The sequence below is a fragment of the Mesorhizobium sp. M0991 genome (assembly GCF_040318915.1).
Lineage (GTDB): Bacteria > Pseudomonadota > Alphaproteobacteria > Rhizobiales > Rhizobiaceae > Mesorhizobium.
The window spans coordinates 1-25,544 of the sequence record NZ_JAMYNE010000013.1; the positions used below are offsets into that span (position 1 = coordinate 1).

A 25,544-nucleotide genomic window follows, 5' to 3' on the forward strand; every position below is an offset into this window, starting at 1 on the left:
GGCCACCGAACGGCCGGAGCGACGGCGTGTGGTCAAGACGACCAAGCGCGACGGCCAAGTCCGGCCCGAGCGTCCGCGCGACTGAATTATTGGGGCATCTCGCCGGCCACCGAACGGCCGGAGCGACGGCGTGTGGTCAAGACGACCAAGCGCGACGGCCAAGTCCGGCCCGAGCGTCCGCGCGACTGACAGAACTGGCGAACCTGGCTGCCGCGTCAAGGGCGCGGGCGCACCAGCGCCGAGGCGGCCATCACCAGCCAGCCGCCGATGAGCAACGTGCCGCCGATCGGCGCCGACATCGGGAACAGCCGCGAGCCAAGGAAGTCGCGGGCCAGAAGATCTCCCGAGAACAGCAGAAGCCCGAAGAGAAGGATGAGGCTTCCGGTTCGCAGGATGCTATTTCCACCGAGCAGCCCGACGACAAGGAAGACCGGCGCATGCATGAGCAGGAAGGACGCGGCCGTACCGACGAAAGCGCCGCCGAGATGCGCCGCCGCCGCCGAAAGCGCCACGCCGGTTGCGCCGCATAGGCCGCCGGCAAGAACCAGAATGCGGCCGCCTGCCGCGTGTTCATCCGTGCTCATTTCCACGCCTCCATGATTCCTGGCGACCGCCTGAGATAGTGCCGCGAACCGTGTCAGGATTTGCCGGCTTCCGCCAGCATGTCGCGTTCGCGGCGCGACTGGACCAGCCAGTTATAGGCCGCTCCGCCCGCCATCAGAACGGATGTGCCGAGAAACACCGAGCGCATACCGAAATGGCCACCGGCGAAGCCGCCGAGCAACGGCCCGGCGACCTGCCCGACATATTGCGCCGAGATCGACAAGCCCAGCACATTGCCGCCGACGCCGTCGGGCACATTGTGGCGGATGACGCTGGTGATGCAGGGCAAAAGACCGCCAAGCGCCAGGCCCATCAGGAAACGCAGGCCGACGAGCTGCCAGCCTTGCGTGGCGAAGGCCTGCGGAATCAAGAGCAGCGCCGAGACTGCGAGTGAGGCAACGATGACGTTCCAGTGGCCGATACGGTCGGCGAGCTTGCCGAGCCGCGACGCCGACAGGATGGCGCCGAGCGCTGCCGCCGACATGACGATGCCGGAGACAAGCGTGACCTGGCTCTGATCTTCGATGAGCTGTTGGACATAGACGGTGATGATCGGCTCGATCGACATGGTGGCGAAACTCAACAGCATGCCTGTCGCCAGCATGGCGACGACGGGGCGCTTGTCGGGAATCTGCGACCAGCCGCCTTTCGCCTTTTCTTCTGACGCGGCCTTGGCGGCAACCGGGCGAGGGGCCTCCTTGATCAGCAAGGTGGTTGCCAGAAAGGCCAGGAAAATGACGCCGCCGGCGAGCAGGAATGTGGCCCGGATGCCAATCAGCGGCGGCAGCGCGCCGCCGAGCAGCGGACCGACCAGGGCACCGGCCGTGATTCCGGCCGACAGCACGCCCAGCGCCCAGCCCGAGCGATCCTTCGGCGTCTGCATGGCAACCAGGATGGTCGAGCCCGAAGAATAGCCGCCGGCAAAGCCGATCAGCAGGCGCAAGAACACCAATTGCCAGACAGTCTGCACCATGCCGGTCAGCGACATGCACAGCGCCATGCCGAAACTGGCGCGCACCAGCATCAGTTTGCGGCCGTAGCGGTCGCCTAGCCGGCCCCATAGGGGTGCCACCAGCGCGGCAGCAAGGAAGGTGGCGCCGTAGGCGATGCCCGACCACTGCACGATCGCCGCATGGCCCTCGGCGCCCAACTGCTCGACGTAGAGCGGCAGGAAGGGCAACAGCAGCGTCATCGCTGCGAGCGTGCTGAACGAGCCGGCCAAACACACGGCGAGATTGCGACGCCAGTGGACGTTATGCGTGCCTTGCGTGGCGAGGGTGGCGTCTTGCGGCATGTCCTGTCCTGTCCGGCCAGCTTGCATGAAAACTTGCTGCGGATACCATTTTGGGATACCAAGCTGGTATCTGTCATGAACGCAAGCCTCGTCGCTGTCAATGCGGGCCTCTCCAACATGATCGACAAAGGCCGGCGTGATCGGCCAACGCTGGCCAGTGACCCGATTGCCGGAACAAATGACCTGAACGGAACGCCAATGTCGCAGATGCAGAACGTCGAAAAGCAGCTTCGCGAAATGATCCTCGGGCTCGAGATCGGTCCCGGCGAGCGGCTGACAGAGCGCTGGATCGAAAGCCGCTTCGGTGCCTCGCGCACGCCGGTCAGGGCGGCCTTGCTGCGGCTCGAGACCGAAGGCCTGATTTGCCGCGACGGCCGCGGCTGGACGGTCTCGCCTATCAATCTCGCCGAACTCGAGCAGATCGCCGTCTATCGCGAGGCGGTCGAGGTCGCGGCGCTCAGGCTGACTTGTGCCTTGCAGGACAGGAGCGCCGTCGAAATCATCGAGGCGATGCTCGATTCCTGCGACGACCAAACCCCGCGCGAGGAATGGCATCGCGTCGGCATGGATTTTCATATCGAGTTGGCACGCCTGTCAGGCAACGAGTTCCTGTTCAGAGCGGTTCGCGACGCGATGACGCGCCTGTCGCGCGCCCGCTGGCTCGAGGTTCGCGACGAGGCAGCGCTCAGCCGCGCCTGGGCCGAACACCATGCCATTCTGTCGGCGGTGCGGGCCGGCGACGCCGATGGGGCCGCCCGCCTGGTTTCAGCCCATATCGTCGGCAGCCGCGACCGGCTGGTGACGTCGCTGCGCAACGACCGGCGCGGCCTGCGCGCCAGGGGATTTGCCGTCGTCGCTTGAGTGCGGATCGGCGGCCATTGATCACGAAAAAGGCAGATGAGCGAAGAAAGCTACTTTCGGTCTCGCTTCGCAAATGCCGATGGCGTAAGAGCGGCGATGGAAAACAACCGATTTGACACACCCGTGACCGTCAAGGGCGCGGCGGGAAGCAACCAGCTCTTGCGTACAGCCCGCGAGGCTTCCGACTACCTCCTCAACAATTGGCCCGGCAAGCGCAGCCCCAAGCACCGCGAAGCGCTGCAGGCCTGTCATGATGCGCTGGCCGGCGACAAGCCGGCCATGAACGCAAGACGGGCCTTCATTGCCGCCGCCCGTGAAGTGAACGTCTTCGTCAGCGACAAGGCGCCGGCCTGAGGCATAGCGGGGACTTGACCGAGACCCGGGCCACCTGACAGGCCTGATATCATCACTCGGCCGTTTCGGTGTTGGTCTGGGGCTCGCTTTCGCCCTCGGGCTTCGAGCGCTCCTTGGCCGCGACCTTGGCAGCCTGCTTTTCCGCCTTCTTGGCAGCCTTCTGCCGGTCGCGTTCCTTGCGTTCCTGACCGTAGTTCGGTGCTCGTGCCATATCGTTTCCTTTCATTGTGCTTGGCCTTTGCCTAGGAGCATTGGACCGCAAACACAACACCGCAAGGCACGATCGGCTCCATATCTCGGCGCTGTCCGGAGAGCCCGACTTTTCAGGCGCCGTCCCGGTCGAGGACGAGATCGGCCGGCCCGAACCGGTCCTTTGCCGTGAATTGCTGGTGCCAGTAGGGATAGAGCACGGGCGGCCTGCTGACCACGTCGAGCCGTGTGCGCTCCTCATCGGCAAGCACAAGGCTTGCAGCGGCGATATTGTCTTTGAAATGCGCTTCGGTTCGTCCGCCGATCACCAGCGAACTGACAGCGGGCCGGCCGAGCAGCCAGGCAAGCGCCACCTGCGCCGCCGACACGCCGTGGTTATTGCCGATATCGATCAGCGCGTCGACGATCCGCCACAGCCGGTCCTCGTCGCGGATCGGCGGTTCCGACCAGCCGCTGAGCTGGCGGGCGGTCGGCTGGTCACGGTGGTATTTGCCGGACAGCAACCCGCCGGCAAGCGGGCTCCAGACCAGCACGCCGAGCCCCTGGTCGACCGAGATCGGCAACAATTCATACTCGGCCTCGCGCGCTTCCAGCGTGTAATGGATCTGCTGGGTGACGAAGCGCGGCTGGTGATGACGGTCGCTGATCCCCAGCCCCTTCATAACTTGCCAGCCGGAATAATTGGAGCAGCCGACATAACGGACCTTGCCCTGCGCGACCAGCGTGTCGAGCGCGGCGATGGTTTCCTCAAGCGGTGTCAGGCCATCCCACTCGTGCAGGAAATAGATGTCGATGACATCGGTCCTGAGGCGCTTCAGGCTCCCCTCGCATTCGCGGATCAGATGGTAGCGCGACAAGCCTTCATCGTTGGGGCCCTTGCCGATCCGCATGCGCGCCTTGGACGCGATCAGCACGTCGCCCTTGCGCTTGCCTCCGAGCGCCTCGCCGATGATCTCTTCCGACACCCCGTTCGAATAGACGTTGGCGGTGTCGATGACATTGACGCCGGCATCGATGCAAAGGTCGATCATCCGGCGCGCCTCGTCGAGGTCGGTCTTGCCGACCGCCGAAAACGCGCCGCCGCCGCCGAACGTCATGGTGCCCATGGTCAGCGTCGAAACCTTCAGCCCGGAACGGCCGAGAGTGCGGTATTCCATGTCGTATCCTCACGATTTATCGGGAAAGGGCGTTGCAAACGACAGCCCTCAATGAACCGGGTATTTGTAGGATAATTCGTTCCGCTTGTCGCCCGTTCCGCATGGCAAGCTCGATCACATCTTCCGGATTGAACGCACAGCCAGCGCAGTAGTGGCTGCAATAAAACCGTCATTGCCGGCCTATACTAACATCGGTCCAGCGCTTCGATTTCCGGCCGCCGGGCCGGGCGGCAGAGCGCCTGACAGCGGCCGGCAAGGCCTGTAAGCGGAGCAGCGCAAATGACCGAGATAAAACAGAATTCCCCGGCCAGGGACTGGCTGGAAGCGGAACTCGCCGACACGCTCGATGAAGACTATGAGCTGGAAATCTCGGAGCCGGCGCTGTCGATGGAGATCGCCAAGATCTACAAGAATGCGCATCCGCCATCGATCGACCGCCTGCAGTATTTTCGCGATCTCATCACGCTGCAATCCGAATTGATCAAGCTACAATCCTGGGTCGCCTATCACAAGAAGAAGCTCGTCGTGGTCTTCGAGGGCCGCGACTCGGCGGGCAAGGGTGGTGTTATCAAGCGCATCACCCAGAGGCTTAATCCGCGCATCTGCCGCGTCGCAGCACTTCCGGCGCCGACCGAGCGCGAGAAGTCGCAATGGTATTTCCAGCGCTACGTTCCGCATCTGCCGGCCGGCGGCGAGATCGTGCTGTTCGACCGCTCCTGGTACAACCGCTCGGGCGTCGAGCGGGTAATGGGCTTTGCCCAGCCGGATCAGGTCGAGGAGTTCTTCCGCGACGTTCCGGATTTCGAACGCATGCTGGTCCGCTCAGGCATTACGCTTGTCAAATACTGGTTTTCGATCACCGACGAGGAGCAGCAGATGCGCTTTTTGATGCGCATCCATGACCCGATGAAGCAATGGAAACTATCACCGATGGACCTCCAGTCGCGCGTGCGCTGGGAGCAGTACACCAAGGCCAAGGAAGAGACCTTCGCCCGCACCAATATCCCGGAAGCCCCGTGGTTCATCGTCGAGGGCAACGACAAGAAGCGGGCACGGCTGAACTGCATTGACCATCTCCTCAAGCAAATGCCCTATGAGGAGGTGCCGCACGAGGAGATCACACTGCCGGAGCGCGTCTTCAATCCCGAATACGAGCGCCAGGTACTGCCGCGCGAACTGTATGTGCCGGAGAAGTACTGAGGCAGGGCTCCCTTCTCCCCGTCACCATACGGGGAGAAGGTGCCGGCAGGCGGATGAGGGGCGGCGCCAACCTCGACAATTGAACCCGCTCAAATCACTTCGTGGACTAAACTTATTCTGACGTCATATTGCCCTCGGGGGTATTGTCCGGCAGCGTAATCTTTGATCGCTTGCGCCGCCCCTCATTGCCCTGCCGGGCATTTCTCCCCGTATAGTGACGGGGAGAAAGGGGCCTGCACCAAAGGTTTCGCCAATAGCGCAGACAAAAACGCCCACGCTACTTCCTAATCGCGCTCGATGATGACGTGCGTGGCCTTCGGCGTCGCGACCTGCTCGCTGCAGCGATAGCCGAGCTTGGGCATGTCGATGCCGGCAAAAAGGCTCTCGCCGGCGCCTAGCAGGACCGGTGAGATCGCCAGATGCATTTCGTCGATGAGCTTTTCCTGGAGATATTGCCGGATCGTGGCGACGCCGCCGCCGAGCCGTACATCCTTGCCGTCAGCCACTGCTTTCGCCTTCTCCAGCGCCGAATGGATGCCGTCGGTGACGAAATGGAAAGTCGTGCCACCTTCCATGACGATGGGCTCACGCGCATGGTGCGTCAGCACGAAGACCGGCACGTGGTAGGGTGGGTTGTCACCCCACCAGCCTTTCCAGCTGTCATCCGGCCATTCGCCGCGGATCGGCCCGAACATGTTGCGGCCCAGGATCCATGCGCCGACATTTTCGAAGCTGCGCGCCGCGAACGCCTCGTCCGTGTCCGTGGTCCCGCCATCCTTGCCGAGGACCATCTTGCGGAAGGTGCGGGTGCCGAACATCCATTCGTGCAGGGCCTCCCCGCCAATACCCAGCGGATTCTTCAGGTCTTGGTCGGGACCGGCGCCGAAGCCGTCGATCGACAGGGTGAAAGCCTTGACGCGAAGTTTGGACATGAGAGCCTCCATAACTAGTTGCATTTTGCAATCGGTTATTGGGTAGCTTATCTGATTGCAAATTGCAAGCGGTATTTACGGCCGCCTCTGTGAGTTGACGATGGATAGCATCGTGGGACGACAGCCGCCGGGACGAAACCAGCCTCTCGTCAGCCACGGTCGCCGCTACTCGCTCTCGGCCCGGCGACAAGCTCACGTTTCAACAACGTCAGCATGGTTCTGGCAAGTTGATCGGGAGCCTCGCAATTGGCTGAGACACGATAGTAGCGGCTTGCATCAAAGCCTAACCCAACCGCCAGCAAATCAACTCTGCCGGTTGTCTCGAGCTGCCGAACCACATGAATGAGATGATCGTCGAGATAGCGCGGGCCGTTTGCTAAAAGTGTGGCATCGTCGACCGGCGCGCCGTCAGACACGACAAGCAGTATTTTACGGGATTCAGGACGTTCCAGCAGCCGCCCGGCCGCCCACTCGATGGCTTCGCCATCGACATTCTCTTTGGGCAGGTCGGGTCGCAGCATCGGCTTGAGGGCATGGCCTATACTGCTCTGGCGCTTGTCGCCAGCCTCCCTGTAGATGATATGAAGCAGGTCGTTCAGTCTTCCCGGATTGGCGGGCCGGCCATCTTCATTCCAGATGCGTCTTGATTCTCCGCCGCGCCAATTGCGCGTTGTGAAGCCCAGGAGTTCGACCTTGGGGCCGAGCGTGCGCAGGAATTCCTGAACAATGTCGGCGGATGCAGCCGCGTACAGAATTTTCTGGCCGCGCATCGAGCCGGATTGATCGAAGAGGATAGAAACGACCATGTCATCGAGGTCTGATTCCGAGAGGCTGTTTCGGACCTCTGCCGCTATATCCGCCGCCAGGATATGGTTGTTCGTCTTCCACCCGGCGAGACCGCTTTCCAGCTCGATCCATGCGGCGTCGAGCGCGGATTTTTGCTTGTCCGAAATTCGACCAATAGCGCTGGACAGCTTGGAACTCGGCACAGTCCAGTCATAAAGCGTGACGTACGCGTGATACCCAAGCGTATCCGTGTCGCCGCGTGGTTTAGGGCCAAACACCGTTTTGAAATGCTTGCCCAGCCCCCACAACAACGTCTGCTACCCCTTCAGCATTTCAGCCACTTCCGGCGCGAAATAGGTCAGGATGCCGTCGCAGCCGGCGCGCTTGAAGGCGAGCAGCGATTCCAGCATCGCCTTTTCGCCGTCGATCCAGCCATTGGCGGCGGCGGCCTTGATCATCGAATATTCGCCCGAGACCTGATAGGCGAAGGTCGGCATCTGCAACTCGTCCTTCAGCCGCCGGATGATGTCGAGATAGGGCAGGCCGGGCTTGACCATCAGCATGTCGGCGCCCTCGGCGAGATCCTGCTCGGCCTCGCGCACCGCTTCGTCGGAATTGGCGTGGTCGATGTAATAGGTCTTCTTGTCGCCCTTGAGCAGGCCGGCGGTGCCGACCGCCTCACGATAGGGGCCGTAAAAAGCGGATGCGAACTTGGTCGCATAGGACATGATCGCTACATCCTGAAACCCATTGGCGTCGAGCGCATCGCGGATGGCACCGATCCGACCGTCCATCATGTCCGACGGGGCAATGATGTCGGCCCCCGCCGCCGCCTGAATGACGGCCGCCGCCGTCACCTGCTCTACCGTTTCATCATTGACGATAATGCCCTCGCGCAAGATGCCGTCATGGCCATGCGAGGTGAACGGGTCAAGCGCGGCGTCGGTGATGATGCCGATCTCCGGGACTGCGTGCTTGATGGCGCGGGTGGCACGGTTGATGATGTTTTCCGGATCGAGGATGTGCGAACCGGTCTGATCGCGCAGGCCGAGCTCCACATTGGGGAAAGTGGCGATCGCCGGAATGCCAAGCTTAGCCGCGCGCTCAGCCTCCTTGACAACGAGGTCGAGCGACAGGCGGAACACGCCGGGCATGGCGGCGATCGGTTCGCGCACTTGTCTGCCGTCGACGACGAAGATCGGCCAGATCAGATCGTCGACCGAGAGCCGGTTCTCCTGGACAAGGCGGCGCGACCAATCGGCCTTGCGCATGCGCCGCAGCCGCCGGCTGCCGGTGATCTCGTCGACGCTGCGCGCGCCGGCAGGCTTTGCAGGGGTGAATTTGTTCATCGCAAAAACTCCGGATCGGCGGCTTTTACCACGAGCCTTCCCCGCTGACCAATGCGACACGATTGTGCCAGTGCTGGTTCAAAACCTTACTCTGGCGCGCCGTTGCCGGACAACACCTGCGCCGCGCCCCGCATGGCGACGCGGAATGCCTCGTCGAAGCTGACGCCGCGCACTTGCCATTTGTAGCTCTTGCCCTTCATGGCAAGCCGCCAATCGGCGATCCAGCCCAGTTCCTTGTCGCTCCAGACGATGCTGCCGGCGAGCGCCTGATCGGCACCGGCTTTTCGGGCAAGCTGGTCCAATGTCGCCATGTCGGCATGGCTGAGGCTTCGGTCGTCCAGCTTTGAGGCGGAGAGCAGCGACGCTGCCGGAAATACAATCCGCATGACCAGTGGACCGGTGGCATTGGCAAAGGATTCGCGCATCGCCGCTCCGCGCTGATCGTCCGCGGTCAGCGCGAAATGTCTCGCGCCTTGCTCCGCGCTGAGGAAAATTGCCAAGCGTGGCCGCTCGCCAAGCCATGGTTTGCTGCCAAGCCCGGCAAGCACGGGATCTATGACTTCGGGCTTATAAAGGCAGGTGAGATCGTGCGGTCGGTCGTGGGTGCCCTGTTCGTCATGGACCGGAATGCCTTCGAGACGATCATGATAGCGGAATTCGGCAACGAAGCTCCCGGCCTTGTCGCGCAACGCCGCCATATCAGGTCTTTTCGGCAGCCGCTGATCGCCGGAGACGCGAACCAGCACCGCATCGAGGCAGGCCTTGAAGCCGATCTGGCGGTTCTCTTCGCCCTGGCCGGTGACGATGGTCTGCGATCGGTAGAGCTCGTCGACGGTTGCGGCCGACACGGGAGAAGTGATCGCGCCGATCAGGCCGACCACCGCAACAGCAAGGCGCGGCAACCAAGACAAGGGTTCAACCTCCGGTTCAAAGAACCAGCTTTAGCACCGGCTGCTGCCAACGGCCAAGCAGCGGGATTGGCCGCCCGCCATTGACGCGGCCATGCGCCACGCTTTAGCACTTCACTCCCGGCGGGGCGCGGGGGAGGGAGTCTCTGGCGATGGATTTTGGCGGAGGCGACGAGATTCGCTTCGAAAGATTGGGCAGGGCCGGCATCGTCACGCTGACGCGGCCGCAGGCGCTCAATGCCGTAACCCACCGCATGGTCAAGGCGCTGGATAAGGCGCTGCGCAGTTGGGAACGCGACGACGGCGTCGATGTTGTCGTCGTCAAGGCCGAAGGCAGGGCGTTTTCCGCAGGCGGCGACATCCTCCACATCTACGAGGCCGGCCGGGCAGGAAAGCCGCCGGTCGAGTTCTTCGCCGACGAATACCGGCTGAACGCCCGCATCGCCCGTTTCAAGAAACCCTATGTCGCGCTGATCGACGGCATCGTCATGGGCGGCGGCGTCGGCATCTCCTTCCATGGCTCGCAGCGGGTGCTGACCGAGAACGCCCAGTTTGCCATGCCCGAAGTCGGCATCGGCTTTTTCCCGGATGTCGGCGCCAGCCATCTGTTGCCGGATCTCGGCGGCAGCTTCGGCATGTATCTGGCGCTGACCGGCAACCGCATCCGCTATGGCAATGCTTTGTGGTCGGGCCTCGCCACCCATACGATCAAGGCGGAGGACCAGGCCGGCTTTCTCGACCGTCTGGCGGAAAGCGGCGACCCGGAATCAGTGCTGCGCGGTTGCTTCATCCCGGCCAGGCGCGAGACCGACAGGCCGACACTGGAGGCCATCGCCCGGCATTTCGCGCAGCCGTCGCTGGCCGATATCGTCGCCAGTCTGGAGCGGGCAGCCACTGCCGACGAGTTCGCGGCAAAGACGCTGGCCACCATCCGCACCCGTTCACCGACCAGCCTGCATGTCGCCTGGCGCCAGATCAGCGCCGGGCAGACGTTGTCGATGGACGAGTGCATGAAAATGGAGTTCCGTATCCTCAACCGCATGCTTGCCGGGCACGACTTCTATGAAGGTATCCGCGCCGCCATCATCGACAAGGGCTCGACGCCGCAATGGCGGCCGGCAGGCATCGATGACGTCAGCGCCGCCGACGTCGACGCCTATTTCGCACCGCTCGGCGAACGGGAACTGAAGCTGTGAGCGAGGTCGCCTCGAGACGCGTGGTGCTGCAGCCCTCGACGGTCGAGGTCATCTTCGCCTGGTTCCAGCGCGTCATCGCCGGCTACTGCCTGCTGTTCGGCATCTTGTACTGGATCCGGCTGATCGGCTTTTACCCCGGCCCGTTGTGGCGCTTCGACCTGATGCCGGTGCACTGGCAGGTGGCGGCGGTGGTGCTGGCGGTGTTTTTTCCATTCGCTGCCGCCGGCCTCTGGATGCTGGCGTCCTGGGGGCCGGTGATCTGGTTCATCTGCGCGGTGACCGAGAGCGTCATGTATGCCGGCTTCCCCGAGCTGTTCGGCCACCGGCTGCTGATCGTCGCCTCGCACCTTGCGGTGGCGCTGCTCTACATCGTGTTCCGCGTGGTGATCTGGATCCAGAAACGGCAAGCCCGGCGATAGCAATTCCGGCCAGGATCGTTGGCTAAATCTTTAGGTTAATTATCCTTGCTCGGGTGACCGTCCGTTAAGCCTCTTTCGAAACCCTTTACCGGTAAGCTCTTGTTAGCCTTGGCGTTTAAGTCGAATTTTATGAGTATTCGATAGTGTCGCGATCAAGGTGAAGAACAAAAAATCACCGGGCGACAAACGAGAGGCAAAGACAATGATCAATTCGCGTCCGGCGGCGAAGACCGCCAACGTATCCGATGACCGCCGCGAGGCGATCCGTTCGCTGTACATGGAATCGCTGCAGCTGGTCGAGCGGCTGCATCGCCGTCTGCTTGATGTGATCAAGGACGAATTCGACCGCAACGGCCGCTCCGACATCAACGCCATCCAGGCGCTGCTCCTGTTCAACATTGGCAATTCGGAGCTGACCGCCGGCGAACTGCGCTCGCGCGGCTATTATCTCGGCTCGAATGTCTCCTACAATCTGAAGAAGCTGGTCGATCTCGGCTTCATCAACCACCAGCGCTCGCGCATCGACCGCCGTTCCGTGCGGGTTTCGCTGACACCGAAGGGCAATGAGGTGGCGGAAGTCGTCGCCGGCCTTTACGAGCGCCATGTCGGCTCGATCGAGCAGGTCGGCGGTATCAACACCGAAGAGTTCAAGCAGATGAACCGCGCCCTGCAGCGGTTGGATCGGTTCTGGAACGATACGATTGCCTATCGGATGTAGTCGCATCCGCCGCAGCAAGATCTGAAGCTGGACCACGGAAGCGCTGCCGCGGAGCAGACCAAAGGCCGGTGCCGAAAAGCACCGGTCTTTCCGTTTCGTCAGGCCTGCCGATCCAAATTCGAGCAACAGCCACGTTGCCGCCATATTCCAATGGAACCGAAGATGCGGGTGATGCTGGGGCCAAAGCCGTGCATTTGTCCTGTGCCCAAGTCACTTCCCATGTGTTTTTACACCGAAGTGATGCGGACCATGGTTGGCTAATTGTTAAGAAGCCAACCCTAGAGTGCGGGCGAGACCGCCCGGTGAGTGGAATTGTAGCAAGAATGTCTGGAACGTCCATGAGAACCAGCCGCCGTTTCTTCCTTTCAGGGGCCTCCGCGCTCGCAGCCGCTATGGTCGCCGGCCGAGCCAGTGCGCAGGATGTGATCGGGGATATCCTGAAATCCTCGGCCCGCGGCAATTGGGACGACCAGTTCGACGCGCGCCCCAGCCAGGGCGGCAAGGTGGCCTCGACGCTGCCGATCTTCAGCCTGCAGACCGTTTCGTTTACCGAACAGGCGGTCGCGCAATACCAGAACATCGTCGCCCAGGGCGGCTGGGAGCCGGTTCCCGACACCAAGAAATTGCAGCTCGGCGTCGATGATCCCGACGTGGTCCCGCTGCGCAAACGCCTGATGATTGCGGGCGATCTGGCGCAGAGCGCCGGCATTTCGACAGCCTTCGATTCCTATGTCGACTCCGCGGTCAAGCGCTTTCAGGCGCGCCATGGCCTGCCCGCCGACGGGACGCTGGGCCAATATTCTTATGCGGCGATGAATGTTTCGGCGCCAATTCGTCTCGGCCAGTTGCAGACCAATCTGCAGCGGCTGCGCGAGCGCGCCGGCACGCTTGGCAACCGTTACGTGCTGGTTGACATTCCAGGCGCCCAGATCGAGGCGGTCGAGAACGATCGCGTCGTGCTGCGCCATACCGCGATCGTCGGCAAGATCGACCGCCAGACGCCGATCGTCAATTCCAAGATCAACGAGATCATCGTCAATCCCTACTGGAACGCGCCGGTCTCAATCGTGCGCAAGGACATCATTCCGCTGATGCGGAAGGACCCCAACTATCTCAAGGACAGCCACATCCGTCTGTTCGCGCCGGATGGCAGCGAGGTTGATCCGCTGACCGTCGACTGGTCGACCGACGACGCCGAGAAGTACCGCTTCCGCCAGGATCCGGGTGCTGGCAACGCGATGGCCTCGGTCAAGATCAATTTCCCCAGCCCGGACGGCGTCTACATGCACGACACGCCGCAGCAGAGCCTGTTTGGCAAGATGATGCGCTTCGATTCCTCGGGCTGCGTGCGCGTCCAGAATGTGCGCGATCTCGTCACCTGGATCCTGCGCGACACGCCGGGCTGGAATCGCCAGCATTTCGAGGCGGCCATCAAGAGCGGCGAAAACGTCCCGGTGCAGGTCACCAATCCGGTGGCGGTCTATTTCCTCTACATCTCGGCCTGGTCGACGGGGCCGGGCGTGGTGCAGTTCCGCGACGACATTTACGGCCTCGACGGGGCCAACGAGCTGCAGATCACATCCGCGCTCTAAGCAGCTGAGTTCATTTGCAAAAAGGCCGCCGGAAGGGCGGCCTTTTTATTGTCGCCGTCGTTCCCTGAGCTTTGCGCATGATTCCGAAAATCGGTTTTCGCCACGGATCATATGCAAACCATGCGGGGCTGTTCAGGAGATCACGCGAAGCCCTGCTGCCGGCCGGCAGGCGAAGAAATAATGTGCTTTCAGGGGGGCTGCCGCAATCCGGCCAGCAAATTTCGCGCTGCAAACGTGGCGGGCCGAAAGCAACTGTGTTAATGGCGCGACAGACCCCGAACCTTGAGGATTTCAGCCCATGGCAACAGCAGCGGCAGTGTCGAACAAATTCGAATCCTTCTTCGAAACCACGCTTGCCGATGCCGACCCCGAGATTTTCGGCGCGATCCGCAACGAACTCGGCCGCCAGCGCCACGAGATCGAGCTGATTGCCTCGGAAAACATCGTCTCGCGCGCCGTGCTCGAGGCGCAAGGGTCGATCATGACCAACAAATATGCCGAGGGCTATCCGGGCAAGCGCTACTATGGCGGCTGCCAATTCGTCGATGTCGCCGAGGAACTGGCCATCGAACGCGCGAAAAAGCTGTTCGGCTGCAACTTCGCCAACGTCCAGCCGAATTCCGGCAGCCAGATGAACCAGGCGGTGTTCCTGGCGCTGCTGCAGCCCGGCGACACCTTCATGGGCCTCGACCTCAATTCCGGCGGGCACCTGACGCATGGCTCGCCGGTCAATATGAGCGGCAAATGGTTCAAGGTTGTCTCCTATGGCGTGCGCAGGGAAGATCATCTGCTCGACATGGACGCGATCGAGAAGACCGCCCATGAGACCAGGCCAAAGCTGATCCTGGCTGGCGGCACCGCCTATTCACGCGTCTGGGACTGGAAGCGTTTTCGCGAGATCGCCGATTCGATCGGTGCCTATCTGATGGTCGATATGGCCCACATCGCCGGCCTGGTCGCCGGCGGCATGCATCCTTCGCCGCTGCCGCATGCCCACGTGGTCACCACCACGACGCACAAATCGCTGCGCGGCCCGCGCGGCGGCATGATCCTTTGCAACGACGAGGATATTGCCAAAAAGATGAATTCGGCCGTCTTCCCCGGCCTGCAGGGTGGACCGCTGATGCATGTCATCGCCGCCAAGGCGGTGGCTCTGGGCGAGGCGCTGAAGCCGAGCTTCAAGATCTATGCCGAGAGCGTCGTCGCCAATGCCAAGGCGCTGGCCTCCAGTCTGCAGGAGACCGGTCTCGACATCGTCTCCGGCGGCACCGACAACCATCTGATGCTGGTCGACCTGCGCCCCAAGAACGCCACCGGCAAGCGCGCCGAGGCTGCCCTTGGCCGCGCCAACATCACCTGCAACAAGAACGGCATCCCCTTCGACCCGGAAAAGCCTTTCGTCACCTCCGGCGTTCGGCTCGGCACGCCGGCCGGCACCACGCGCGGCTTCGGCCAGGCCGAGTTCCGCGAGATCGGCAAGCTGATCGCCGAAGTGCTGGATGGACTGAAAGTCGCCAATTCCGACGAGGGCAATGCGGCCGTCGAGGCAGCCGTGAAGACCAAGGTGGCGGCATTGACGGATCGTTTTCCGCTTTACCCCTATCTTGGCTGACGCAGGGCGTCGTTCCCCAACTGTGACGGCGCCGATCAACTGGGCACGGCGGCATCTCGGAGAGGCTTGATGATGATGCGAATTTTCCGTTTCGCCAGCGTTGGCGCCTTGCTCACCTTAGCCATCTCGCAGCAGTCCGACGCCGCCTTGGCGCAGACCGAGCCGACGCCAGCAGCACCCAAGACAGAGACCTTCGGCAGGTGGTCCACCACGGTGGACGAGGTCAACACCGGTGAGGATGTGCGCAAGACCTGTGCCGCCTCGACGGTCTTTTTCGACGCTAACGGGACCAGCGGCACCCTTACGCTGGCCATCTCGAATGGCGACGTGCTGCCGCCCGAGGGCTATCCGAGCCTCATCATCGCCGTGAAAAACAGTGACTTGCCCAAGGGTGACAACATCCCGGCCGTGTTCCGCGACGTCAACGACAAGATCAAGGCTGGTTTTCATCTTATCGCCGACGGACAGTGGATGATGAACAACAAGCCCGAGACCACGCTTGCCATACTGCGTGCCATGCGCCGTACCAGCGCCCTCGATGTCAGCTTGGCCGACAAGCCGGTCGCGACCATATCGATGGACGGCTTCACCAAGGCCTATCGCTATCTCGGCACGTCCTGCGGCTTCCCGACCGGCGACGTCGCTCCCTGATTGGCGTATTGCCGTCCAACTGATTGCCGCTCTCGCAATTTTCCTCGTGCCTCGCTATCTCTGAGGCGCGATCGGTCATCGGCCATACTTTGCCATCGTGGCAAAAACCTCTAAGCCTTTCGCTCCACGAGAATCGCGAACCGAAGGCTCTCCATGCGCTGTCCCTACTGCCAGTCCGAAGATACGCAGGTGAAGGATTCGCGCCCCGCCGAAGACGGCGCGGCGATCCGCAGGCGGCGCGTCTGCCCGGATTGCGGCGGCCGCTTCACCACTTTCGAGCGCGTACAATTGCGCGACCTCGTCGTGGTGAAGAAGTCTGGACGCAAGGTGCCGTTCGACCGCGACAAGCTGCTGCGCTCGGTCGAAATCGCGGTACGCAAGCGCAATGTCGATCCCGAGCGCATCGACCGCGCGGTGACCGGCATTGTGCGCCAGCTCGAAAGCTCGGGCGAGACCGAAGTGGCTTCTGGGGAAGTCGGCCGACTGGTCATGGAGGCGCTTAAGTCGCTCGACGATGTCGCCTATGTGCGCTTTGCCTCCGTCTACCGCAATTTCCGCGAGGCCAAGGATTTCCACGACGTACTGGGTGAGCTCAAGGGCGACGAGCTCAAAGCTGACGAGCCCAGGGGCGAAGAGCTGAAGAGCGAAGAGGACGCCGGCTGAGCATGGCAGGGTCCGAGCGCGGCACGGCGCAGCAAGAGGTCCTCGATCGCCGCTATATGGCGGCAGCCCTCAGGCTGTCGCGCAAAAATGCCGGCCGGACCTCGACCAATCCTTCCGTCGGCACGCTGATCGTGCGCGACGACGGCGACGGGCCGATGATCGTCGGCAGCGGCGTCACGGCCGTCGGCGGCCGGCCGCATGCCGAGACCGAAGCGCTGGCCGAGGCCGGCGAACTGGCGCGCGGCGCCACCGCCTATGTAACGCTGGAGCCTTGCGCCCATCACGGCCGCACGCCGCCTTGCGCCAATGCGCTGGTCAGTGCCGGCGTGTCGCGTGTGGTTGGCGCTGCCAGCGATCCGGACCCGCGTGTTTCCGGCAAGGGCTATGCAATCTTGCATGCGGCTGGCGTCGAGGTGGTGGAAAAAGTGCTGGCGGCTGAGGCCGCGGAGCAGATGGCCGGCTATTTGATTCGATCTCTGAAAAAACGTCCGGAAGTGATCCTGAAGCTTGCGCTTTCGAGCGACAACAAGATCGGCGTGAGAGGCGAGGGGCAGGTCTCCATCACCGGCGACATCGCCCGGCGCGAAGTCTATCTGATGCGCGCCGAAGCCGATGGCATATTGATCGGCATCGGCACGGCACTGGAGGACGATCCGGCGCTGACGGTTAGGCTTCCGGGACTGGAGAGCCGTTCGCCGGCGCGCATCGTGCTCGACCGTCAGATCAGGCTACCCGAGACTTCGAAACTGGTCGCCGGCGTCGACCGTGTGCCGCTCTATATCGCTGCCTGCGCCGAGGCCGATCCGCACCGGCGCGCCGCGCTCGAACGCGCCGGCGTTCGCTTCATCGGCACTGAGACGTATGAAGGCGATATTGCGCTGCCAGAACTGCTCGAGGATCTGGCGGCGCTCGGCATGGCCAGCCTCCTGGTCGAGGGCGGCGCCAGGGTGGCCAAGGCGTTCCTCGACGAACAACTGGTCGATCGTATCGTGCTGTTTCAGGGGCCGGACGCGATCGGCGAGGGCGGCATAGTATCGCCGATCGATGCCAACAATATCCCGCCGGGATTTCGCAAATTGCGCAACATGCGTTTCGGCGAAGACACATATGCGGAATGGATAAGAGACATCTAGGACCGAACTGATGTTCACAGGGCCAAACTAATGTTCACTGGAATCGTCACCGATGTCGGCACCGTCGCTGCCGTGAAGCCGCTAAGGGAAGGCGTAGGTTTGCGTATCGACACCGCCTACGATCCGCAGACCATTGCCATTGGCGCCTCGATTTCCTGCGGCGGCGTCTGTCTGACGGTAACGGGATTGCCGGAAGATGGCGCCAATGCACGCTGGTTCGAGGTCGAGGCCTGGGAAGAGGCGCTCAGGCTAACGACCGCGATGGGCTGGAAATCTGGCACGCGCATCAACCTGGAGCGGGCTCTGAAGATCGGCGACGAGCTTGGCGGCCATATCGTGTCAGGCCATGTCGACGGCATGGCCGAGATCGTGGCCCGCAAGGAAGAGGGTGACGCCGTGCGCCTTACCCTGGAAGCACCGCGCGAGCTTGCCAAATTCATCGCCCCCAAGGGTTCCGTCGCACTCGACGGCACGTCGCTCACCGTCAACAAGGTCGAAGGCACCCGCTTCGACGTGCTGTTGATCCACCATTCGCTGACCGTCACCACCTGGGGCGAACGCCAGGTCGGCGACCGCGTCAATCTCGAGATCGACACCATGGCCCGCTACGCGGCGCGACTGGTGGAGGCGGCTAAAGAGGGGCTTTGAGGCGCTCGTCCATAAAGCCCATTCCCTGATGCGACCGCCGCCGGGTTGGCCTTGAAAGTTCGTTCGGCAATCTTCCGCTTGCGATCAAACCGGCTTCGGCCTAAGTCACCGGCGATCCCCGGAGACATCTATGGCAGGCACATCCCAACACGGCAAAGCGTTCATCCGTCCGAAGAAGAAGGCCCACCTTCTTGTCATCGAGGCGCGCTTTCACGACGACCTTGCGGACGCGTTGCTCGAAGGCGCGACCAGCGCGCTCGACGAAGCGGGCGCGACATACGATGTCGTCACCGTTCCTGGCTCGCTCGAAATCCCGGCGGTGATTTCCTTCGCGCTCGACGGTGCCTCCGAAGGCGGGACGAACTATGACGGTTTCGTCGCCCTCGGCACGGTGATCCGCGGCGACACTTATCATTTCGATATCGTCGCCAATGAATCCAGCCGTGCCCTGATGGACCTGTCCGTGCAGGATTCGGTCTGCATCGGCAACGGCATCCTTACCACCGAAAACGACGAACAGGCCTGGACACGGGCCAGGCGTTCGGAAGGCGACAAGGGCGGCTTTGCGGCGCGTGCGGCGCTGACAATGATTGCGCTCAAGCAGCAGTTGGGAGAGCGATCGTGAGCGAACCCGCTGCGCCCGGACAGCCTGCGGTTCGTCACGCCAACAAGCGTGGTGCTGCCCGTCTGGCCGCCGTGCAGGCGCTCTACCAGATGGACGTCGCCGGCAGCGGCGTATTTGAGATCACCGCTGAATACGAGGCGTTCAGGCTCGGCAAGGAAGTCGACGGCGCGCTCTATCGCGAAGCCGATGCGCAATGGTTTCGCGCCATTCTTGCCGGCGTCGTCGAGCACCAGAAGACCATCGATCCGATCATCCGACAGGCGCTGACCGAGGACTGGCCACTGTCGAGGCTCGATTCGACACTGCGCGCCATATTGCGCGCCGGCGTCTACGAGCTGATGCAGCGCGAGGACGTGCCGGTGGCGGTCATCGTCTCCGAATATGTCGACATCGCCAAGGCATTTTACGAAGAAGACGAGCCGAAACTGGTCAATGCGGTGCTTGATCGCGTGTCGCGCCGGGTGCGTGGCGAGGGCCGCGGCAAGGACGCCTCATGACTGCTGTCGTCGCCGTTGAGGCCGGCAAGGAAGCGCGTCGTACCGCCTTCATCCTCGCAGCCTCGCAGGCGATCATCGGCTCGGCCGCACCCATCGCCATTTCCATGGGCGGATTGGCCGGGCAGTACCTGCTCGACGCCGACAAGTCGCTGGCAACCGCGCCGATCACCGGTTTCAATGTCGGCGTGGCGCTCGGTTCCCTGCCGGCAGCGGCGATCATCCGCCGGCTCGGCCAGCGCGACGGCTTCATGATCGGCACGGCGGTCACAGCGCTTGGCGGCCTGGTCGCCACGCTGGCGCTGTTTCATGCCAGCTTCTGGCTCTTCGCTTTCGGCCTTGCCGTGATCGGGATCGGCGGCGCCTTTGTCCAGCAGTTCCGCTTTGCCGCCGCCGACAATGCTCCGCCTGAATTCAAGGCGCGCGCCATCTCCTTCGTGCTGGCCGGCGGCATCGTCACCGCCATCCTTGGGCCGCAGATCGTCATCTTCACCGGCGAACTGTTCTCGCCGGTGAAGTTTGCCGGCTCGTTTGCGTCCATCCTGGTGCTGGCGGCGGTCGGCGCCGCCATTCTCTCTTTGTTGCGCATCCCGGCCAAGGCAACCGACAAGGTGGAAATCGCCGACAGCGACGCCCGGCCGCTCTCAGAAATCGTCACCAGGCCGCGCTTCGTCGCGGCGCTGTTTTGCGCCGTCGGCAGCTACGCGCTGATGAGCTTCGTCATGACCGGAGCGCCGCTGGCCATGGTCGGCTGCGGCCTGTCGACCGACGACGCCACGCTCGGCATTTCCTGGCACGTCATGGCGATGTTCGCGCCGAGCTTCTTTACGGGGTCGCTGATCCATCGTTTTGGCGCGGAGCGGATCGTGGCCATCGGCCTGGTGCTGCTCATTGGCTGCGGTATAGTCGCGCTGTCGGGGTTGGCACCGTGGCAGTTCTGGACGACGCTGATCCTGCTCGGCCTCGGCTGGAACTTCAGCTTCATCGGCGCCACCGCCATGGTGGCCGACAGCTACCAGCCGTCCGAAAAAGGCAAGGTCCAGGGGTTCCACGATTTCGTCCTGTTCGGCTCCGTCGCCTTCGCCTCACTGATGTCGGGGGCGGTCTACAATGCCTGGGGCTGGGAGATGCTGAACTGGATGATTTTCCCGGTCGTCGTGCTGTGCTTCGTGGCACTGGGCGTGTTGAAGATGACGGGCTTGCGCGCGGCCAACTGACGTCACGCTGTCGGGACGGCGCGGCAGCGGAGTCACTCGCATTCGAACAAAATTATTGCGCCCATCCCTCTTCTTATGAAACCGTGTACCCCGACGGGGCATCGAAGCCATGCTCATATGCGGCAGCCGTATTCCGGTTCACAGCAAGGGATTTGTGAGATGTTTTCAATCAAGGTTCTGGCCGGTGCTGTACTGGCGCTCGGCATCACGGCAGCCTCGGCAAGCGCCCAGGTGGTGGTGTCGTCGAAGATCGACACCGAGGGCGGTGTGCTCGGCAACATCATCCAGCTGGTGCTGAACGCCAATAATATCCAGACCACCGACCGCATCCAGCTCGGCGGCACGCCCGTGGTACGCAAGGCGATTACAGCCGGCGAGATCGACATCTATCCGGAATACACCGGCAACGCCGCCTTCTTCTTCGAGAAGGCCGACGATCCGGTCTGGAAAGATGCCGCCAAGGCGTACGAGACTGCCAAGAAGCTCGACTACGACGCCAACAAGATCGTCTGGCTGTCCCCGTCACCGGCCAACAACACCTGGGCGATCGCCCTGCGCAAGGAGGTCGCCGAGACCAACAAGCTTGTGACGCTGTCCGACTTCGGCAAATACGTTTCGGGCAGCGGCAAGGTGGTGCTGGCGGCCTCCGCCGAGTTCGTCAATTCGGCGGCCGCGCTGCCCGCTTTCCAGACGACCTATGGCTTCACACTGAAGCCGGACCAGTTGATCACGCTGTCGGGCGGCGACACGGCGGCGACCATTGCCGCTGCGGCCAACCAGACTAACGGCGCCAACGCCGCCATGGTCTATGGCACCGACGGCGGCATCGCGCCTTCCGGCCTCGTCGTGCTTGAAGACGACAAGGGTGTGCAGCCGGTCTATCAGCCGGCGCCGATCATCCGCGAGGCGGTGCTGAAGGAGCACTCGGAAATCGAGACGCTGCTGAAGCCGGTCTTCGCCAAGCTCGATCTCGTCACGCTGCAGGAGTTGAATGGCCGCGTGCAGGTTGGCGGCGAGCCGGTCAAGGGCGTCGCTGAGGACTTTTTGAAAAAGAACGGCTTCCTGAAGTAAGGCGATTCCGGCGCGCCGCTTTCGAGGTGCGCCGGATCGGCCGATGGGGGAGGGCGTGCGCATCCGGTTCGACAAGCTCGGCGTGGTCATCGCGGCGATATCGGCCTATGCGGCTTTTGCGGCACCATTCGCCACGTTCCGCGCCAATCGCATCGTACCCGGCGAGGCGCGCTCGATCCTCGAATCTTTGCCTGCGGCGGTCGGTCCGCTATTGATGGCGATTGTTGTCGCAGCGGCGCTCATTGCATTGCTGAAAACGCCGCTTGCTCTGCGCCTCGCCGCCAGTGTGGTTGCACTTGCGGCGCTGACGCTGCTGATCGGCGTTGCCGGCAGCTTCCTGACGCCCGCCGGCAACACCTTCGCCCGTATCTCGCCGGCTTCGGGCTTCTGGCTGCTTATCTTCGCCTTTACGCTTCTGCTCGCCGACGTGCTTACAAGGCTGAACCTGTCGCCGCAGGCACGGGTCGGCGTGCTTGTTGTCGCCGCAGCGGCGATCGGCCTGCTGCTGGTCTCGGGGAGCTGGAACAGCCTGTCGATCCTCAAGGAATATCTCAATCGCGCCGATAGTTTTTGGGCGGAAGGCTCCAAGCACGTGACGCTGGCGCTGGGTTCGCTGGCGGCAGCAGTGATTATCGGCCTGCCGCTCGGCATCCTCTGCCACCGCGTCGAGAAATTGCGGGCCGGCGTGCTCAACGTGCTGAACATCATTCAGACCATTCCTTCGATCGCTCTGTTCGGCCTCTTGATAGCACCGCTCGGCTGGGTTGCTTCGCATGTGCCGGGAGCTGCCGCGCTCGGCATTCGCGGCATCGGCACGGCGCCGGCTTTCGTCGCCCTGTTCCTCTATTCGCTGCTGCCGGTTGTGGCCAACACCGTGGTCGGCCTTGCCGGTGTGCCGCGTGCCGCCAACGACGCAGCGCGCGGCATGGGCATGACCGACCGCCAGCGGCTGTTCGGCGTCGAGTTTCCTCTGGCCTTCCCGGTGATCCTCACCGGCATCCGCATCGTGCTGGTACAGAATATCGGCCTCGCCACGATTGCCGCGTTGATCGGCGGCGGCGGCTTTGGCGTGTTCGTGTTCCAGGGCGTCGGCCAGACGGCGATGGACCTGGTACTGCTCGGTGCCGTGCCCACGGTGGCGCTGGCCTTCGCCGCCGCCATCATCCTCGATGCGTTGATCGAACTGACCGCCAGCAAGCGCAGGGTTGAAACGGCATGATCGAGATCGAAGGCATCACCAAGCGCTACGGCGAGACGACAGTTGTCGACGACGTGTCGATAGTAATCGAGCCGCGCAGCATCGCCGTCATCGTCGGCACCTCCGGCTCCGGCAAGACGACGCTGCTTCGCATGATCAACCGGCTGGTCGAGCCGACATCGGGCGTGATCAAGCTCGACGGCGTCGACAACCGCTCGGTACCGGATTATGAGCTGCGTCGCAGCATCGGCTATGCCATCCAGGGCCACGGTCTGTTTCCGCATCGCACGGTGGCGCAGAATATCGCCACTGTGCCGGTATTGCTTGGCTGGGATGCCAACCGCATCAAGGCCCGCGTCGACGAGCTGATGACGCTCTACCAACTCGACCCCGAAGCCTACGGGCCACGCTATCCGCATGAGCTTTCCGGCGGTCAGCAGCAGCGCGTCGGCGTCGCCCGCGCGCTTGCCGCGGAACCCAACGTGCTGTTGATGGATGAGCCGTTCGGCGCGCTCGATCCGATCATCCGCAACAAGGCGCAGGAGGATCTGCTGGCGATCCAGAAGCGCTTCGGCACCACCATCATCCTTGTCACCCATGACATGGAAGAGGCTGTTCACATGGGCGACAAGATCGCGGTGATGGATGGCGGCAAAGTGGTGCAATATGCCGGGCCGGCCGAGATACTGGCAAAACCGGCCAGCGCGTTTGTCGAAACCCTGGTAGGCGCCAGCGAAAAACCGTTCCGGCTGTTGTCGCTTGGCCGGGTCCGCGACGCGGTGGAAAAAGGCACCGCCGAAGGCGAGGCGATCCCCGGTGATGCCAGCCAGCGCGACGCGCTCGCCGAACTCCTGTGGTCGGCCCGCCCGGCGCTGCCGGTGAAAGATACCGACGGCAAGCCGCTTGGCCGCGTCACGGTGGACGGGCTGGTTAAGCGAGCGGCGAGGCCGGCATGAAGGCTTGGCTTCCCTCGCTGCTCAGGCTTGCCCTGGTGGTGGTGCTTATTGCCTTCGTCACCAATCCCGGCTGGTTCGAACCGCTGCTGAAGCCGCTGACCGAGAACAATGCGCCGGTAATCTACAATCAGGGCAGCCTGTTGACGCTAACGCTGCTGCATCTGCGGACCGTGCTGATAGCAACGGTTGCCGCGACAATCGTTGCGGTCGCGCTCGCCATCCTGGTCACCAGGCCAGCCGGCGCCGAATTCCTGCCGCTGTCGCGCAGCCTGGTCAATATAGGCCAGACCTTTCCGCCGGTGGCGGTACTGGCGCTTGCCGTGCCAGCGGTTGGCTTCGGCGAAAAGCCGACGCTGATTGCGCTGTTTCTCTATGGCTTGCTGCCGATCTTTGAGAACACGCTGACCGGCCTGACGACGCTGCCGGCCAACGTCGTCGAGGCGGCGCGTGGCGCTGGCATGACTGGCTGGCAAAGGCTGGTCAAGGTCGAACTGCCGCTCAGCGCGCCGATCATTCTCGGCGGTATCCGGCTGTCGGTGGTGATCAGCCTCGCCACTGCGACCATCGGCTCGACGGTGGCGGCGAGGACATTGGGCGAGGTGATCATCGCCGGCCTGCTGTCGAACAACCTCGCCTTCATCCTGCAGGGCGGCCTGATCGTCGCAGTCCTTGCCGTGCTGATCTATGATGGGCTGTCAGCGGTCGAGCGCTACACGGCTCGGCGCATGGGACGCGAGGCCGAGTAACCTCTCGGGGCGAAGTTCGTTTCTTTCAGCGGCCCGTTGAACGCGCTGGATGGTCGAGCGTCAGTTCGAGCGTGGCGCCCGTCTCGCTGGCGACCCAGCGGCGGCGGATGATGGCGAAATCATGCTGTGTGCCGGCTCTAACCACAGAGACCAAGTCGCCCACAGCGCAATCACTGTCGAGATCGAGGGCTTCGACAGTCTCGGCAATGTCTTGCTTGCCGGCATAATGTCTCGCAATGGCTGTGAGCACGATGATCACTGGCCCACCCGTTGCGCGATCTTCGGGACTCGGCGATTGATGAGTGCGATGCCCCGATCTTTCAGCAGGAGTTCTTGCCATGACCGCGCGTTTCTCCAAGATCGTCATGTGTTTGTGTCTGGCGGCTTTCGCCTTCCTCGTCGCCTTCGGCAACATCACCGACTACGGCTCAAACTTCGCCTCTGTCCAGCATGTGCTGAGCATGGACACGACCTTTCCCGGCAATGCGCTGATGTACCGCTCGATCACCAGCCCGGCCTTGTGGACGGCAGGCTACTGGCTGATCATTATTGGCGAGGCGCTGACCTGTCTGCTCTACCTGATCGCCGCCTGGCAACTCTGGCAGGCGCGCAACGCCAGCGGACAGGCTTTCAACGATGCCAAGAAGTTCGCCATCATTGCCGCCACCATGGGCTTCCTCGTTTGGTATTTCGGCTTCATGGTCGTTGGCGGCGAGTGGTTCGCCATGTGGCAGTCTTCAACATGGAATGGTCAGGAGGCGGCGTTCAAATTCTACATGACCATGCTGGTGGTGCTGGTCTTCGTCATCCAGCCGGACGGCGACCCGCGCAAAGCCTGACGGCCGTTCGCCGATTTCAATCGATCTAACCGGATGGCAGTGTCGACAGGCGTACTGCCGTCCAGCCTTTTGGACGAAACCCGAGATCTTTTGGGCGAAAGCCGGACAAGAA

30 protein-coding genes are annotated in these 25,544 nt (G+C 62.8%); 21 read left to right on the forward strand and 9 right to left on the reverse strand.

The features are described from left to right. Positions 1-189 (forward strand): hypothetical protein (locus NKH70_RS19320; protein ID WP_353025836.1); only part of this gene is annotated, 189 nt, incomplete at its 5' end. A gap of 26 nt (positions 190-215) precedes the next feature. On the opposite strand, the gene NKH70_RS19325 is transcribed toward NKH70_RS19320, so the two are convergent. Both NKH70_RS19325 and NKH70_RS19330 read right to left on the reverse strand, forming a co-directional pair. Next, positions 216-584, reverse strand: coding sequence for a DUF423 domain-containing protein (locus tag NKH70_RS19325; protein ID WP_352977385.1), 369 nt, complete (start codon positions 582-584; stop codon positions 216-218). A 53-nt stretch (positions 585-637) separates the two neighbouring features. Continuing rightward, complete coding sequence (locus tag NKH70_RS19330; RefSeq protein WP_352910892.1) at positions 638-1,897, reverse strand: multidrug efflux MFS transporter; 1,260 nt, start codon at positions 1,895-1,897, stop codon at positions 638-640. Positions 1,898-2,095: 198 nt separating this feature from the next. On the opposite strand from NKH70_RS19330, the gene NKH70_RS19335 reads away from it, so the two are divergent. Both NKH70_RS19335 and NKH70_RS19340 read left to right on the forward strand, forming a co-directional pair. After that, positions 2,096-2,758 carry a GntR family transcriptional regulator gene (locus NKH70_RS19335; protein WP_352715233.1) on the forward strand — a complete coding sequence of 221 codons (663 nt, stop codon included), beginning with the start codon at positions 2,096-2,098 and terminating at the stop codon, positions 2,756-2,758. A 96-nt stretch (positions 2,759-2,854) separates the two neighbouring features. After that, positions 2,855-3,112, forward strand: a complete 258-nt coding sequence (locus NKH70_RS19340; protein ID WP_023674477.1) for a DUF982 domain-containing protein — start codon at positions 2,855-2,857, stop codon at positions 3,110-3,112. A gap of 52 nt (positions 3,113-3,164) precedes the next feature. On the opposite strand, the gene NKH70_RS19345 is transcribed toward NKH70_RS19340, so the two are convergent. Then, positions 3,165-3,323 (reverse strand): hypothetical protein, encoded by a 159-nt coding sequence (locus NKH70_RS19345; protein ID WP_352714860.1) that lies wholly within the window; start codon positions 3,321-3,323, stop codon positions 3,165-3,167. Between the two features lie 112 nt (positions 3,324-3,435). Continuing rightward, positions 3,436-4,479, reverse strand: coding sequence for an aldo/keto reductase (locus tag NKH70_RS19350; protein ID WP_353025838.1), 1,044 nt, complete (start codon positions 4,477-4,479; stop codon positions 3,436-3,438). 279 nt (positions 4,480-4,758) lie between these two features. Here NKH70_RS19350 and ppk2 point away from each other — a divergent pair, with 279 nt between their 5' ends. Continuing rightward, positions 4,759-5,679, forward strand: coding sequence for a polyphosphate kinase 2 (gene ppk2 / locus NKH70_RS19355; RefSeq protein ID WP_352472021.1), 921 nt, complete (start codon positions 4,759-4,761; stop codon positions 5,677-5,679). Between the two features lie 284 nt (positions 5,680-5,963). Here the strand turns inward: ppk2 and NKH70_RS19360 are convergent, their stop codons facing one another. From NKH70_RS19360 to NKH70_RS19375, 4 genes are all read right to left on the reverse strand, one after another. Next, positions 5,964-6,611: a dihydrofolate reductase family protein gene (locus NKH70_RS19360; protein ID WP_292658699.1), complete on the reverse strand. Its 648-nt coding sequence runs from the start codon at positions 6,609-6,611 to the stop codon at positions 5,964-5,966. 149 nt (positions 6,612-6,760) lie between these two features. Then, positions 6,761-7,705, reverse strand: coding sequence for a cobaltochelatase CobT-related protein (locus tag NKH70_RS19365; protein WP_352910888.1), 945 nt, complete (start codon positions 7,703-7,705; stop codon positions 6,761-6,763). A gap of 9 nt (positions 7,706-7,714) precedes the next feature. Further along, entirely contained in the window at positions 7,715-8,746 is a 1,032-nt protein-coding gene (gene hemB / locus NKH70_RS19370) for a porphobilinogen synthase (protein ID WP_352714855.1), read from the reverse strand. A gap of 86 nt (positions 8,747-8,832) precedes the next feature. Continuing rightward, positions 8,833-9,657 carry a DUF8605 domain-containing protein gene (locus tag NKH70_RS19375; RefSeq protein WP_352714854.1) on the reverse strand — a complete coding sequence of 275 codons (825 nt, stop codon included), beginning with the start codon at positions 9,655-9,657 and terminating at the stop codon, positions 8,833-8,835. A gap of 149 nt (positions 9,658-9,806) precedes the next feature. Here NKH70_RS19375 and NKH70_RS19380 point away from each other — a divergent pair, with 149 nt between their 5' ends. The 16 genes from NKH70_RS19380 (at position 9,807) to NKH70_RS19455 (ending at position 24,593) form a co-directional block, all read left to right on the forward strand. Next, positions 9,807-10,850 (forward strand): enoyl-CoA hydratase/isomerase family protein, encoded by a 1,044-nt coding sequence (locus NKH70_RS19380; RefSeq protein ID WP_352714853.1) that lies wholly within the window; start codon positions 9,807-9,809, stop codon positions 10,848-10,850. After that, positions 10,847-11,269 (forward strand): DUF6163 family protein, encoded by a 423-nt coding sequence (locus NKH70_RS19385; RefSeq protein WP_352714852.1) that lies wholly within the window; start codon positions 10,847-10,849, stop codon positions 11,267-11,269. The genes NKH70_RS19380 and NKH70_RS19385 overlap by 4 nt, the downstream gene beginning before the upstream one ends. A gap of 202 nt (positions 11,270-11,471) precedes the next feature. Then, a complete protein-coding gene (gene ldtR / locus NKH70_RS19390; RefSeq protein WP_023674486.1) occupies positions 11,472-11,987 on the forward strand; it encodes a transcriptional regulator LdtR in 516 nt (171 codons plus the stop codon). A 338-nt stretch (positions 11,988-12,325) separates the two neighbouring features. After that, a complete protein-coding gene (locus NKH70_RS19395; RefSeq protein ID WP_023717271.1) occupies positions 12,326-13,579 on the forward strand; it encodes a L,D-transpeptidase family protein in 1,254 nt (417 codons plus the stop codon). Positions 13,580-13,877: 298 nt separating this feature from the next. Further along, positions 13,878-15,191, forward strand: a complete 1,314-nt coding sequence (gene glyA / locus NKH70_RS19400) for a serine hydroxymethyltransferase (RefSeq protein ID WP_292658681.1) — start codon at positions 13,878-13,880, stop codon at positions 15,189-15,191. Between the two features lie 69 nt (positions 15,192-15,260). Further along, positions 15,261-15,842 (forward strand): hypothetical protein, encoded by a 582-nt coding sequence (locus tag NKH70_RS19405; RefSeq protein ID WP_352714850.1) that lies wholly within the window; start codon positions 15,261-15,263, stop codon positions 15,840-15,842. 153 nt (positions 15,843-15,995) lie between these two features. Next, positions 15,996-16,505 (forward strand): transcriptional regulator NrdR, encoded by a 510-nt coding sequence (gene nrdR / locus NKH70_RS19410; protein WP_352977387.1) that lies wholly within the window; start codon positions 15,996-15,998, stop codon positions 16,503-16,505. Positions 16,506-16,507: 2 nt separating this feature from the next. Continuing rightward, positions 16,508-17,638 carry a bifunctional diaminohydroxyphosphoribosylaminopyrimidine deaminase/5-amino-6-(5-phosphoribosylamino)uracil reductase RibD gene (ribD, locus tag NKH70_RS19415; RefSeq protein ID WP_352977388.1) on the forward strand — a complete coding sequence of 377 codons (1,131 nt, stop codon included), beginning with the start codon at positions 16,508-16,510 and terminating at the stop codon, positions 17,636-17,638. 30 nt (positions 17,639-17,668) lie between these two features. Then, positions 17,669-18,286, forward strand: coding sequence for a riboflavin synthase (locus tag NKH70_RS19420; protein WP_352977389.1), 618 nt, complete (start codon positions 17,669-17,671; stop codon positions 18,284-18,286). A 130-nt stretch (positions 18,287-18,416) separates the two neighbouring features. Next, entirely contained in the window at positions 18,417-18,911 is a 495-nt protein-coding gene (gene ribH, locus NKH70_RS19425) for a 6,7-dimethyl-8-ribityllumazine synthase (RefSeq protein WP_352977390.1), read from the forward strand. Continuing rightward, the gene (nusB, locus tag NKH70_RS19430) at positions 18,908-19,408 is read left to right on the forward strand and encodes a transcription antitermination factor NusB (RefSeq protein ID WP_352714844.1); all 501 of its coding nucleotides are present in this window, start codon (positions 18,908-18,910) and stop codon (positions 19,406-19,408) included. The genes ribH and nusB overlap by 4 nt, the downstream gene beginning before the upstream one ends. Then, the gene (locus tag NKH70_RS19435; RefSeq protein ID WP_352977391.1) at positions 19,405-20,622 is read left to right on the forward strand and encodes an MFS transporter; all 1,218 of its coding nucleotides are present in this window, start codon (positions 19,405-19,407) and stop codon (positions 20,620-20,622) included. The genes nusB and NKH70_RS19435 overlap by 4 nt, the downstream gene beginning before the upstream one ends. Positions 20,623-20,781: 159 nt before the next feature. Next, on the forward strand, positions 20,782-21,693 hold the full coding sequence (gene osmF / locus NKH70_RS19440) for a glycine betaine ABC transporter substrate-binding protein OsmF (protein WP_352977392.1): 912 nt from the start codon (positions 20,782-20,784) through the stop codon (positions 21,691-21,693). 43 nt (positions 21,694-21,736) lie between these two features. Then, positions 21,737-22,912 (forward strand): ABC transporter permease, encoded by a 1,176-nt coding sequence (locus NKH70_RS19445; RefSeq protein WP_353025841.1) that lies wholly within the window; start codon positions 21,737-21,739, stop codon positions 22,910-22,912. Then, entirely contained in the window at positions 22,909-23,847 is a 939-nt protein-coding gene (locus NKH70_RS19450) for an ABC transporter ATP-binding protein (RefSeq protein ID WP_353025842.1), read from the forward strand. The genes NKH70_RS19445 and NKH70_RS19450 overlap by 4 nt, the downstream gene beginning before the upstream one ends. Then, positions 23,844-24,593 carry an ABC transporter permease gene (locus NKH70_RS19455; protein WP_352977395.1) on the forward strand — a complete coding sequence of 250 codons (750 nt, stop codon included), beginning with the start codon at positions 23,844-23,846 and terminating at the stop codon, positions 24,591-24,593. Before NKH70_RS19450 ends, NKH70_RS19455 begins: the two co-directional genes overlap by 4 nt. 25 nt (positions 24,594-24,618) lie before the next feature. On the opposite strand, the gene NKH70_RS19460 is transcribed toward NKH70_RS19455, so the two are convergent. Next, positions 24,619-24,852 (reverse strand): hypothetical protein, encoded by a 234-nt coding sequence (locus tag NKH70_RS19460; protein ID WP_352977396.1) that lies wholly within the window; start codon positions 24,850-24,852, stop codon positions 24,619-24,621. 79 nt (positions 24,853-24,931) lie between these two features. Between NKH70_RS19460 and NKH70_RS19465 the strand changes: the two genes are divergently transcribed. Further along, a complete protein-coding gene (locus NKH70_RS19465) occupies positions 24,932-25,432 on the forward strand; it encodes a DUF2165 family protein (RefSeq protein ID WP_352977397.1) in 501 nt (166 codons plus the stop codon). Positions 25,433-25,544: the final 112 nt, after the last annotated feature.